We start from the raw sequence: 11,472 nt of genomic DNA, 5'->3' as shown, positions 1-11,472 counted from the left end.
CGTCCCTGATGTCCGACTGTCTCCCTGCGGTGCTCGACGGTGCCGAGCGCGACGCCGGACTGCGGGAGCTGCATCACCGTTACAGCGCCCAGCGACGTACGCGGCTGGTCGATGCTCTCCTCCGGCTGAAGGAATCGGGACAACCGGTCGGGGATCCGGAGCGAGCGGCGGAGGCGCTGGCGGGGGCGGTGTTCTACCGGCGGCTGATGACGCCGGTGCCGCTGCGTACGGACGAGGTCGAGGGGTTGGTGGCGACCGTTCTCGGGGAGCGGTGACCCGAAAGGAGGGATCAGCCGACGCCGACGTGCTGGTGGTCGAGCTCGATCAGCGCGATGGCGCGGTCGCCGAACGCGTCGACCTCGCGCGGATAGGGAGCGCCGGTGTAGCGCGTGGCGATCTCGTCGATGATCTCCCAGCGGCTCTCGTCCTCGACCCAGCCGGTGACCCGGCCGCGGAGGATGACTGGCATGTAGTCGTTCGCCGCCGGCGCCAGGGAGAGCGCGATGCGCGGGTCGGCCTTGAGGTCGCGGTACTTGCGGGCGCGGTTGCCGGTGAGGAAGACGACGTGGTCGCCGTGGGTGCCGGTCCATACCGGGGAGGTTCGCGGAGCGCCGTCGGGGCCGATGGTGGCGACGTGGGCCAGCTCGGTGCCCTCGAGGAAGGGGCGTACGTCGGGGTCGATCATGGCTTCTCCTTGGCAGTGGTGGTCAACGGATGACGCGGTAGTGGAGGTGGGTGACGCCGGACGCGGGGACGACGTCGACGATCTCGAGCGCGATGTGCTCGGGGAGCTCGTTGAAGAAGCGCCGGCCGGAGCCGAGGAGCACCGGGACCTGGTGGAGGACGATCTCGTCCACCAGGCCGGCCTGCAGCGCTTCGGTCACGACGCCGCCGCCCATGAGTCCGACGTCCTTGCCGCCTGCCTGCTCCTTCGCGACGGCGATCGCCTCCTCGATGGTGGTGGTGAAGGTCTGCCGGTCGTGGTCGGCCGGGGCGGGTCGGTGGGAGAGGACGACCAGGGGTGCGGTGGGGTGCGGCGCACCACCCTTGTCCCAGCCCGAGTCGTCGTAGGTGTTGCGCCCCGCGACGCTGACACCGTCGCGAGCGGCCAGCGCGTCGAAGACACGCGCGCTCGGCTCGGAGAGCTTGAAGCCGTCGAAGACCTGGCTGGGGGTGTCGCCGTCGAAGTACCACTCGAAGAGGACGCCACCGTCGCCCAGACCGTGGCCGGGGCCGGGATCCCGTCCGGTGATGAAGCCGTCGACGGAGACCGAGAGTGCTGCGAGGACCTTGCTCATGACGGCTCCTGGAGAGTCGGGGTTTCCTGAAGAGACTCTGCGACCGTAGCACCTCTGAGTTCCTTCAGGGAACCCCAAATGGTAGATTCGGATCATGCAACGTACGAACTTCGGCGACATGGCCTGCTCGATCGCGCGCACGCTGGACGTGATCGGCGAGCCGTGGTCGCCGCTCGTGCTGCGCGACATCTGGGTGGGCATGAACCGCTTCGACCAGATCCAGGCGGATCTCGGGATCTCGCGGAAGGTGCTCACCGAGCGGCTCGGGCACCTGGTCGAGCGCGGGGTGCTGGAGCGGCGGGCGTACGACAGCCGGCCGCGCTATGAGTACGTCCTGACCGACAAGGGTCGCGAGCTGGTCGACGTCCTGATGGTGATGGCCGGATGGGGCGACAGGTGGCTCGCGGGCGAGGCCGGGCCGCCCGTGCTCTACCGGCATCACGCCTGTGGGGAGATCGGCCGCGTCGATCTGCGGTGCACCCACTGCGGTGGGCCCATGCACGCTGACGACGTCGACGTGCTGGCCGGGCCGGGGGCCGCGCCGGAGCCGGCCTCAGCGGGGTAGCGGACCGGTGTAGGCCTGCCGGGCGGTCTCCACGGCCGGCATGTTGGTCTCCGACCAGGTGCCGACGGCGGCGAAGACCGGCTGGAGGCTGCGGCCGAGGTCGGTGATGTCGTACTCCACGCGGGGTGGGACCTCGGCGTGGTAGCGGCGCTCGACGAGGCCGTCGCGCTCGAGCTGGCGCAGGCGCTGGGTGAGCACCTTCGACGAGATCGTGCCGAGGCGGCGCTCGAGCTCCACGAAGCGCTGGGTGCCGTACTCGTGCAGGGCCCACAGGATCGGTGTCGTCCAGCGGCTGAAGATCAGCTCGACCGCGGGCGCGATCGGGCAGGCCTCCACCGGCTCGTCGGCGCTCGGGTGCCAGGTCATGTCGCTCCAATACTTACCTTGGGGAACCCACTGTATCGAGGGATCTAACGTCGGTGCACACCCAGATCCCACGTATGAATGGAGACCCTCGATGATCGTCATCACCGGAGCGACGGGGAACGTCGGACGCCCGCTCGTCGAGCTGCTGGCCGACGCCGGACACACCGTCACCGCCGTCTCGCGCGCACAGTCGGCGCCGCTGCCGGCACGGCCCGGAGTCGTCACCGCGGAGGCGGACCTCTCCGACGTCGCGACCCTGGCGCCGGCCCTGGCAGGTGCCGATGCGCTCTTCCTGCTGGTCAGCGGCGCCGGCGCCCACGTCGACGGGCCGGCCCTGATGAAGCATGCCGAGGCCGCAGGCGTACGCCGGGTCGTGCTGCAGTCCTCCCAGGCCGTCGGCACCCGGCCGGGGACGCCGTCGCACGCGCCGCTCGTCGAGCTCGAGGACGCGGTGCGGGGCTCGGCGATGGAGTGGACGATCCTGCGACCGGGCGGCTTCGCGAGCAACGCGCTCGCCTGGGTGCCGATGGTCAAGGAGACGAACACCGTCCATGCGCCCTTCAGCGACGTCGCGCTTCCCGTGGTCGACCCGCTCGACATCGCCGAGGTGGCCGCGGCGGCGCTGACCGAGGAAGGTCACTCGGGGCGGACGTACGAGATCACCGGGCCGGTCGCGATCACGCCTCGCGAGCAGGTCGCGGAGATCGCGGCAGCGACCGGGCGGGCGGTGGAGTTCGTCGAGCTGACGCCGGAAGCGGCGTTGCGCCAGATGGCTGCGTTCATGCCGCCGGCCGTCGCCGAGGGGACGCTGGCCATCCTCGGGCACCCGACCGACGCCGAGCAGGCGGTCAGCCCGCACGTCGAGGAGGTCCTGGGCAGGCCGGCCCGCGGCTTCGGGGAGTGGGCGGGGCGGTTCGCCGCTGCGTACGAGGCCTGAGGTCAGGCACCGCCGGCGCCGCCGAGCTCCTTCAGCTCGGCACCGTCGATGCGGTGGACCTCCCACTCGTCCTGGGGGACCGAGCCGAGGGAGCGGTAGAAGGCGATCGAGGGCTCGTTCCACTTCAACACCCACCACTCGAGGCGGCGCCAGTCGTTCTCGACGCAGATCTCGGCGAGGCGTACGAGCAGGGCCTTGCCGGCGCCGGCGCCGCGGTGCTCCGGGTCGACGAAGAGGTCCTCGAGCCAGATGCCGTTGCGGCCGGTCCAGGTGGAGAAGGTGACGTACCAGACCGCCATGCCGATGACCGTGCCGTCCTTCTCCGCGATCAGGCAGTGGGTGGTCGGGGTGCCCGACTCGGGGAAGAGGGCCGCCGCGAAGTCGGCCTCCGTCGCCTCGACCGCGTCGGGCTCCTTCTCGTAGACGGCCAGGGCGTGGACGAGGCGGAGGATCTCGGGTACGTCGGCGGGAGCTGCATCGCGGATGGTGACGGTCACGGTGCCGATCCTAGAGCTACTCGCGAGTTGGGGAACACGTGTTCTAGCGAGACACAGACGCAATGGCGGTGCAACAAACCCTCTTTACCTTGCGGGGTGCCCCCAACAGATTGGAACCCCACATGACTCAGTCACGTCGGAACTTCCTGCGCAACGTCGGCCTCGCCGGCGGAGCAGGCGTCATGTTGCACAGCATGGGTGCCCTCGGGCTCACCTCCGCGCACGCCGCGGAGACACCCGATTTCACTCCTCCCCAGCCCGCGGACCTCGCCCGGGCGGGCAGCAAGTCGGTCGTGATCCTCGGCGGTGGCGTCGCCGGGCTGACCGCTGCGTACGAGCTGCTCAAGGGCGGCTACCGGGTCACCGTCCTCGAGGGACGCGACCGGGCGGGTGGCCGCAACTTCACCGTCCGTGGCGGCACCCGCGTCACCGATCTGAAGGGGGTCACCCAGGTCGCCGGGTTCTCCCAGGGCCAGTACATGAACGCCGGGCCCGGACGGCTGCCACAGAGCCACATCACCCTCGACTACTGCAAGGAGCTGGGCGTCCCGATCGAGGCATTCACCAACCAGAACGCCAATGCGCTGCTCTACTACCCGGGTGACCACGGCATCGGCGCTGTCCAGATGCGCCACGCCAAGGCGGACACCTACGGCTACGTCTCCGAGCTGCTCGCGAAGGCGACCGACAAGGGCGCCCTGGACGAGGAGCTGACCGCAGCCGACAAGGAGGCGCTGATCGCGTTCCTGAGGAGCTTCGGCGACCTCGGCACCAAGGCGGAGGGGTACGCCTACACCGGCTCCAGCCGCGCGGGCTACACCGTCGAGCCGGGTGCCGGTCAGGAGTCCGGCACCGAGGTGGCGCCCCACGCGATGAGCGCGGTCCTCGCGGCCGGACTGGGTCAGTACTTCTCGTTCGAGTTCGGCTACGACCAGGCGATGATGATGTATCAGCCGGTCGGCGGCATGGACGCGATCCCGAAGGCCTTCGCCAAGGCCATCGGGGCGCGCAACATCCGCTACGGGGCCGAGGTCGTCGAGTGGAACAACACCTCGACCGGCGTCTCCGTCGCCTACAAGGCTCGCGGACGGACCGAGGTCATCGAGGCGGACTTCGCGATCAACTGCATGCCGCCGCAGATCGCCGCCAAGATCCCGCACAACCTCGGCGCCGACATCACCGCGAGCCTGAAGTCCTTCGGGCCGTCGAACGCGGGCAAGATCGGGATCGAGTACGACCGGCGCTGGTGGGAGGAGGACTTCCGGATCTACGGCGGGATCACCAACACCCGCCTCGACCTGCGCAACATGTGGCACCCGTCGTACGGGTTCAACGGCGACAAGGGCACCATGATCGGCTACTACAACACCGGTAGCGCGGCGGACACCTACGGCGCCCTGACCCCTGCCCAGCGGCTCTCCCGCGCGGTGGACATGGGCAAGCAGATCTTCGGGGACGTCTACGGCGAGGGCATCACCGCCTCCTACAGCCAGGACTGGAAGTCGGCGAAGTTCTCGGAGGGGGCTTGGGCCTACTCGACGACGGCGGACACCGATCCGCTCTACACGCGGCTGTTGGACGCCACCGGCAACACGTACTTCGCCGGCGACCACCTCAGCCACGCGGTCGCCTGGCAGCACGGCGCGATCACGGCCGCCCGGGCGGCCGTCGAGAAGCTGCACACGCGGGTGACGGCATGATGTCGCCGCGTACGAAGGTGGTGGCTGTGGTCGGGTTGACCGCGGCTCTGGTGGCACCGACGGCGGCGGTTGCGGGGAGCAAGTGGTCGCCTGCTTCTGATGGGCACCGTCCGCCGCGTGGCGGGGAGACGATCTCGGTGCTGCCGGCGGGTCAGGACAACCCGTCGATCGCCAACGGTGTCGCGATCGGGCCGGCGGCCGCGATCTACAAGACCAGCGGGCTCGGACCGTCGCGGTTGAACACCGGGGCGACCGGCGAGCAGGCCTACATCGACACCGAGGTGTTCCCCGATGGCCAGCTGCCACCGGGCGTCACGATCACCGAGGCGCAGGGGATCAACGTGCTTCGCCGGATCGGGGAGAACCTCGCGGCGGCCGGCCTCTCCTACGAGGACGTGATCACGATGCGCGTCTTCCTGCAGAACCCCGCGGGCGAGGCGAAGATGGACTTCGCGGGCTGGAACCGGGCCTATCGGCAGTTCTTCGCGAACACGTCGGTCTCGACCGGCGAGGTCATCCCGGTGCCGCTCGGCACCGCTCCGCCCGCCGAGCCGATGGTCACCAACCCGGCCCGGCCGTCGCGGTTCGCGCTCGAGATCGAGAACCTGCCGGTGGACGGCTGGCTCGTCGAGGTGGAGGTCGACGCGGCCTATCCGGTGAAGAGGAAGTAGGCCTCGAACACAGAGATCGCCCTCCTCGAGCAGTGCTCGGGGAGGGCGATCTCTGTTCAGCTCAGACCGAGGTCAGAGCTTGGCAAGCTTGGGGAAGGGGCTGGGAATGCGAACCAGCTGGGGACCGAAGTCGACAGTGACTGCGGCCGTTTCCTTGTTGACGACCCGACCCAGGCCGAATGAGTCGTGGGAGACCAGGTCTCCGGACTCGAACTGCTCAATGACCGGCTCGGGATCAGTCTTGAACGGACTCGCGGCGAAGTGTCGCCGCCGGGGGGTTGAGGTAGTCATCTCTTCGAGTATGTGGCCTACCACACGCATAAGGGAAGGAACAGATCGGGCACAAAGACCCATCAGGACGGTTCTCAAGCGCGTGCGTAGTCGGCTTTCCGGTAGCTGGCGCTGCGTCGGTAGTGGGCGGAGATGCTGGGCCAGTTGGTGGTGATGCGGCCGTTCTTCTCCCGATACCAGGAGGTGCACTTGCTCCAGACGCTGTCGGCCAGCTGGTCCTGGATCCGGGCGTCGTAGGCCTCCTCGACCTCCGCCCGGACCTCGAGCGGGCCGGCCTCGGCGACGTGGTCGGCGTAGCGGCCGAGGTAGCGGGCCTGGGTCTCGAGGAAGTAGATGATCGAGCCGCCGCCGGTGTTGGTGTTGGGGCCGTACATGATCAGCAGGTTGGGGAACCCGGGGACGGTCATGCCGTGGTAGGCGTGGGCACCGTCCTTCCAGTGGGTGTGCAGGTCGCGGCCCTGGGTGCCGGCGATCGTCATCGGGGCGAGGAAGTCGGTCGCCTTGAAGCCGGTGCCCCAGATGATGACGTCGACCTCGTGGTGCAGGCCGTCAGCGGTCGTGACGCCGGTCGGGGTGATCTCGGTGATGTCGTCGGTGATCACGTCCACGTTGGGCTGGGCGAGGGCGGGCAGGTAGTCGTCGGCGAAGAGGACGCGCTTGCAGCCGAACGGGTAGTCGGGCCAGACCTTCTCGAAGAGCCCCGGCTTGGCCGCGGTCTGCGCCTTCATGTGCCGCTTGGACCAGGTGCGCATGACCGCGGAGAGCGGCTTGATGTGGAAGGTCGTGGTCAGCCACTCGGCCTGGGTCCAGATCTTCGCGCGGTCGAGCAGCTGCGGGAGGCGGCGGGCGGGGTCGGTGCGCTCGAAGTCCTTGCGCGGCACGATGTAGGGCGCGGAGCGCTGGAAGAGAAGCACCTTCGCCGCGTCCTTCCGCACCTCGGGCACGAACTGGATCGCGCTCGCGCCGGTGCCGATCACCGCGACCCGCTTGCCGGCGAGGCTCAGGTCGTGGTTCCACTCGGCCGAGTGGAAGGCCTCACCGCGGAAGCTGTCCGCGCCGGGAATGCTCGGGATCGAGGGCCGGGAGAGCTGACCGACGGCAGGTACGAACAGGTCGACCGTCTCGGTCTCCCCCGTGCTGAGGTCGAGCTGCCAGGTCTTCGCCTCGTCGTCCCAGCGCGCGGCCGTCACCTCTGTGTGGAACCGGATGTGGCGGCGTACGTCGTACTTGTCGACGACCTTGTGGATGTAGTCGAGGATCGCCGGCTGGCGGGAGAACTTGTGGGGCCAGTGCGGATTGGGCTCGAAGGAGAAGGAGTAGAGGCTGGACGGTACGTCGCAGGCGGCTCCCGGATAGGTGTTCTCGCGCCAGACGCCACCGACGTCACCGGCCTTCTCGAACACGACGATGTCGTCGTGACCACGCTTCTTGAGCTCGATCGTGGCGGCCAGGCCGCCGAAGCCGGTGCCGATGACTGCGATGCGCAAGAGATCCTCCGAGGGCCGGGAGCGTGATGTGACCTGGACCATACCGGGAGAATGTGAATCTGCGCGCGGGGTCGACCGAGTGGCAAGAAAGGTAAGAACTGAGACCTCCTCTCGTCACCGCGCTTAGGGTCGGCTAACCTAATCTCATGATCGTCTGCCAGTGCCGAGTCGTCACCGACCGTGACGTCGACGCCGCGCTGGCCGACGGAGCCCGTACGGTCAGCGCGATCTGCCGCTCCACGGGCGCCGCTCAGGACTGCGGCTCGTGCATCTTCTCGGTGAAGAAGCTGGTCACGCAGCACCTCGCGCAGGAGTGCTCGCACCTGGCGGCCGACGGCGCTGCTAGCTGACCCACCGCAACCGGTCGCAAACTGAGTCTGTCCTCACTCCCGGGGTGCCGTGCGAGTATCGGGACAGATCCCGTTACCGGAGGTGCGTCATGCAGCCAGTCGATCCACGCGTCGTCGAGCTCCTCAACGAGGCACTCACGTTCGAGCTCACCGTCACCAACACCTACTTCCTGCATGCCCGGATGCTCGACAACTGGGGCCTGCCGAAGCTCGGGAAGGTGTTCTACGACCTCTCCATCGACGAGATGCGCGACGCGGACAACCTGATCAACCGGATCCTGATGTTCGACGGCCACCCGAACGTGCAGCGGCTCAACGCGATCCAGGTCGGCGAGACGGCTCAGGAGATGCTCACCCTCGCCCTGGAGAGCGAGCGGGCCGCGGTGGCGCAGTTCAACGCCGGCGGCGACGAGTGTCACCAGCTCGGGGACCACGGCACCGCTGCGGTCTTCGAGGAGATGATCCGCGACGAGGAGAAGCACGCCGACTGGTTCGAGTCCCAGCTCGACGCGATCGACCGCGTGGGTCTCCAGCAGTACCTGGCCCAGCACGTGGCTGCGGGCGAGGGCCCCGGCTGAGCCGGGACCACCGCTCCGTCGCAGGTGCCCGCCTCAGGCAGGCACCATGTCGTCGATGCAGAGGATGTTGTCCTCGCTGTCCTTGAACCACGCGGCATGCCCCTCCGGGCCCATCCCGGCCACGTCTCCGTCCCAGGTCACACCCGGCATGTCGTAGTGCTCGAACGTGACGCCCTTGGCCCCGAGGTCGTCGACCTCCTTGCGGACGTCGGCGACGTGGAACTGGGCGATCGTGTGTCCGGCCTTGCCCGCCTGGTCGGTCTCGTAGAGGTGGAAGGACGTCCCGCCGGACGTCGTGTAGACCAGCCCGCCGGGGTTCTCGTCGGCCGGCTCCAGCCCGAGCTTGTCGGCGTAGAAGCGACGCGCCCGCTCGAGGTCGGCGGCCGGGATGTTCGCCATCACCTTGCTGTCGGTCAGCATCACGGCCTCCTTCAGGCGCTCTCGAACCACGGGTGGTGGAGGTCGTAGAAGGTCGCGCCCTTCATCACGTAGTCGAGCTCGCGGCGTACGTCCTCCGGGGGCTCGACCTTCTCGCGCTCGCGCGCCTCGGCCTCGCTGGTGAAGGCGACCGTCTCGATGAAGCTGCCGTCCGGCTCGATCGCGAGAGTGCCGCCGAGGATGTCGGGGCGCGCCTCGTGCAGCTGGGTGGTGTCGGCCAGCATCGCCTTGAGCCGGCTCGGGTCGTCGACCCGACCGCGGATGATCTGCACGAACCCGGCGTCGTCGGAGCCGCCGTCGAAGAGCAGCGTGACGTCGTCGCAGTCGTGGTACTCCATCGGCCCGTCCATGACCTCGGCCATCCGCGCCGCCCACTCCCCCTGCTCGGGACGGTCGGAGTTGGCCATCGCCGCCTCACGGGACTCGAAGCGGACCACGCCGCAGAGCTGGCCGTCGTCGGTGAACCCGTAGGTTCCGCCGAGCCACCCGGTCGCGCCCGGTGCCAGGTCGCGCCGCCACTCGTCGAGCAGCCGGTGGGCCTCGTCCTGCCGGGTACAGGGCGCGTGAATCATCTGGATGAACATTGCTGCCTCCTGGTCGTCGGTGTGCCAACGGACCGGTCGAGGCAGGGTCCGGGCCCCGGCCGGGCCCATTCGCAACGTACGTCGGCCGGGGTGCCCCGCGCATACCCCAAACAGGGCCCTTTTCAGACGATCGGCCGGGACCGTCAGTCGACGTCGACCCAGTTCAGCGTGCGGTCCACGGCCTTGCGCCAGCCCGCGTACCCGGCCTCGCGCTGCTCCTCGGACCAGGCCGGCTGCCAGCGCTTGGACTCGTTCCAGTTCTGGCGCAGCTCGTCGGTGTCCTTCCAGAACCCGACGGCGAGGCCGGCCGCGTAGGCCGCTCCGAGCGCGGTCGTCTCGGCGACCACCGGACGGCTGACCTCGACACCGAGGACGTCAGCCTGGATCTGCATGCACAGCTCGTTCACGGTGACGCCGCCATCGACCTTGAGCACCTCGAGGCGTACGCCGGAGTCCTTCTCCATCGCGTCGGCGACATCGCGGCTCTGGTAGCAGATCGACTCCAGGGTCGCCCGGGCGATGTGGCCGCTGGTGTTGAACCGGGACAGGCCGACGATCACGCCGCGGGCGTCCGAGCGCCAGTAGGGGGCGAAGAGACCGGAGAAGGCGGGGACGAAGTAGACCCCACCGTTGTCCTCGACCTCCTTGGCCAGCGTCTCGGACTGGGCGGCGTTGCTGATCACCCGCAGCTGGTCGCGCAGCCACTGCACCGCGGAGCCGGTGACGGCGATCGAGCCCTCCAGGGCGTACGTCGGGGGCTGGTCGCCGAACTGGTAGCAGACCGTGGTGAGGAGGCCATTCTCGGAGCGGACGAGCTCCTGGCCGGTGTTGAGGAGGAGGAAGTTGCCGGTGCCGTAGGTGTTCTTGGCCTCGCCGGCGTCCAGGCAGACCTGGCCGACCATCGCCGCCTGCTGGTCGCCGAGGATGCCGGTGATCGGGACCTCGCCCTTGAGGGGTCCGTTCGCGAGCGTGGTGCCGTAGGCGTTGGGCTCGGAGGAGGGCCGGATCTCGGGGAGCATCTGGCGCGGGATGTCGAAGAAGCCGAGCAGCTCGTCGTCCCAGTCGAGGGTCTCGAGGTTCATCAGCATGGTGCGGCTGGCGTTGGTGACGTCGGTGACGTGCACGCCGCCGTGGGGTCCGCCGGTCAGGTTCCAGACGACCCAGCTGTCGGTGGTGCCGAAGATGGCGTCGCCGCTCTCCGCGGCCTCGCGGACGCCGTCGACGTTCTCCAGGATCCACTGGATCTTGCCGCCGGCGAAGTAGGTGGCCGGCGGGAGGCCGGCCTTGCGGCGGATGATGTCGCCGCGCTCGTCCCGGTCGAGGGCGGAGGCGATCCGGTCGGTGCGGGTGTCCTGCCAGACGATCGCGTTGTAGTAGGGCCGGCCGGTCTTCCTGTTCCACACGACCGTGGTCTCGCGCTGGTTGGTGATGCCGAGCGCGGCGATGTCCTTGTCCGTGAGTCCCTTGCGGCCGAGCGCGGTCTGGATGACCGAGCTGGTGCGCTCCCAGATCTCCACCGGGTTGTGCTCCACCCAGCCCGCCTTCGGCATGATCTGCTCGTGCTCGAGCTGGTGGCGGGCCACCTCGTTGCCGCCGTGGTCGAAGATCATGCAGCGGGTGCTGGTGGTGCCTTGGTCGACGGCTGCGACGTAGTCGGGCATGTCGGTCCTTTCGGGTTCTTGCTGTGTCCAGGGATGTCGGGCGGGCGAT

Annotated in this window: 16 protein-coding genes (1 of these 16 cut by a window edge); 7 read left to right on the top strand and 9 right to left on the bottom strand. The window is 68.9% G+C overall.

Annotated features, from left to right (window positions below):
• Positions 1-275, top strand: the 3' portion of a protein-coding gene (locus HD557_RS27315; protein ID WP_196876168.1) for a TetR-like C-terminal domain-containing protein. 295 nt of this gene lie to the left of the window's left edge; the window shows 275 of its 570 coding nt (coding positions 296-570); the start codon falls outside the window, past its left edge; its stop codon occupies positions 273-275.
• 14 nt (positions 276-289) lie between these two features.
• On the opposite strand, the gene HD557_RS27310 is transcribed toward HD557_RS27315, so the two are convergent.
• Complete coding sequence (locus tag HD557_RS27310) at positions 290-685, bottom strand: TIGR03618 family F420-dependent PPOX class oxidoreductase (RefSeq protein WP_008355302.1); 396 nt, start codon at positions 683-685, stop codon at positions 290-292.
• Positions 686-707: 22 nt separating this feature from the next.
• Entirely contained in the window at positions 708-1,298 is a 591-nt protein-coding gene (locus HD557_RS27305; protein ID WP_196876167.1) for a dihydrofolate reductase family protein, read from the bottom strand.
• A 94-nt stretch (positions 1,299-1,392) separates the two neighbouring features.
• Here HD557_RS27305 and HD557_RS27300 point away from each other — a divergent pair, with 94 nt between their 5' ends.
• Positions 1,393-1,863 carry a winged helix-turn-helix transcriptional regulator gene (locus tag HD557_RS27300; protein WP_196876166.1) on the top strand — a complete coding sequence of 157 codons (471 nt, stop codon included), beginning with the start codon at positions 1,393-1,395 and terminating at the stop codon, positions 1,861-1,863.
• On the opposite strand, the gene HD557_RS27295 is transcribed toward HD557_RS27300, so the two are convergent.
• Complete coding sequence (locus HD557_RS27295; protein WP_008355308.1) at positions 1,852-2,229, bottom strand: winged helix-turn-helix transcriptional regulator; 378 nt, start codon at positions 2,227-2,229, stop codon at positions 1,852-1,854. The genes HD557_RS27300 and HD557_RS27295 overlap by 12 nt on opposite strands.
• A 91-nt stretch (positions 2,230-2,320) precedes the next feature.
• Between HD557_RS27295 and HD557_RS27290 the strand changes: the two genes are divergently transcribed.
• Complete coding sequence (locus HD557_RS27290) at positions 2,321-3,166, top strand: SDR family oxidoreductase (RefSeq protein WP_196876165.1); 846 nt, start codon at positions 2,321-2,323, stop codon at positions 3,164-3,166.
• Between the two features lie 2 nt (positions 3,167-3,168).
• Here HD557_RS27290 and HD557_RS27285 read toward each other — a convergent pair whose 3' ends face one another.
• On the bottom strand, positions 3,169-3,663 hold the full coding sequence (locus tag HD557_RS27285; RefSeq protein WP_196876164.1) for a GNAT family N-acetyltransferase: 495 nt from the start codon (positions 3,661-3,663) through the stop codon (positions 3,169-3,171).
• A gap of 122 nt (positions 3,664-3,785) precedes the next feature.
• On the opposite strand from HD557_RS27285, the gene HD557_RS27280 reads away from it, so the two are divergent.
• Entirely contained in the window at positions 3,786-5,363 is a 1,578-nt protein-coding gene (locus HD557_RS27280) for a flavin monoamine oxidase family protein (RefSeq protein WP_196876163.1), read from the top strand.
• Positions 5,364-5,389: 26 nt separating this feature from the next.
• A complete protein-coding gene (locus tag HD557_RS27275; protein ID WP_307785723.1) occupies positions 5,390-6,034 on the top strand; it encodes a Rid family hydrolase in 645 nt (214 codons plus the stop codon).
• Between the two features lie 72 nt (positions 6,035-6,106).
• On the opposite strand, the gene HD557_RS27270 is transcribed toward HD557_RS27275, so the two are convergent.
• Positions 6,107-6,325 carry a hypothetical protein gene (locus HD557_RS27270; RefSeq protein ID WP_040754833.1) on the bottom strand — a complete coding sequence of 73 codons (219 nt, stop codon included), beginning with the start codon at positions 6,323-6,325 and terminating at the stop codon, positions 6,107-6,109.
• Positions 6,326-6,399: 74 nt separating this feature from the next.
• Positions 6,400-7,812: a flavin-containing monooxygenase gene (locus HD557_RS27265; protein WP_231380481.1), complete on the bottom strand. Its 1,413-nt coding sequence runs from the start codon at positions 7,810-7,812 to the stop codon at positions 6,400-6,402.
• 146 nt (positions 7,813-7,958) lie between these two features.
• On the opposite strand from HD557_RS27265, the gene HD557_RS27260 reads away from it, so the two are divergent.
• Both HD557_RS27260 and bfr read left to right on the top strand, forming a co-directional pair.
• Entirely contained in the window at positions 7,959-8,162 is a 204-nt protein-coding gene (locus HD557_RS27260; RefSeq protein WP_008355320.1) for a (2Fe-2S)-binding protein, read from the top strand.
• A gap of 89 nt (positions 8,163-8,251) precedes the next feature.
• The gene (gene bfr / locus HD557_RS27255; RefSeq protein WP_196876160.1) at positions 8,252-8,740 is read left to right on the top strand and encodes a bacterioferritin; all 489 of its coding nucleotides are present in this window, start codon (positions 8,252-8,254) and stop codon (positions 8,738-8,740) included.
• A 33-nt stretch (positions 8,741-8,773) separates the two neighbouring features.
• On the opposite strand, the gene HD557_RS27250 is transcribed toward bfr, so the two are convergent.
• The 3 genes from HD557_RS27250 to glpK all read right to left on the bottom strand — a co-directional run bounded on the left by HD557_RS27250 (position 8,774) and on the right by glpK (position 11,423).
• Positions 8,774-9,160 (bottom strand): VOC family protein, encoded by a 387-nt coding sequence (locus tag HD557_RS27250; protein WP_040754623.1) that lies wholly within the window; start codon positions 9,158-9,160, stop codon positions 8,774-8,776.
• 11 nt (positions 9,161-9,171) lie between these two features.
• On the bottom strand, positions 9,172-9,762 hold the full coding sequence (locus tag HD557_RS27245) for a hypothetical protein (protein ID WP_008355326.1): 591 nt from the start codon (positions 9,760-9,762) through the stop codon (positions 9,172-9,174).
• Positions 9,763-9,905: 143 nt separating this feature from the next.
• Entirely contained in the window at positions 9,906-11,423 is a 1,518-nt protein-coding gene (glpK, locus tag HD557_RS27240; protein WP_196876159.1) for a glycerol kinase GlpK, read from the bottom strand.
• Between the last annotated feature and the right edge of the window lie 49 nt (positions 11,424-11,472).

Origin of the sequence: Nocardioides luteus (genome assembly GCF_015752315.1) — a bacterium.
GTDB lineage: Bacteria > Actinomycetota > Actinomycetes > Propionibacteriales > Nocardioidaceae > Nocardioides.
Note: the sequence above shows the minus strand (reverse complement) of the source record. Positions and strands in the feature narration are given on the sequence as shown.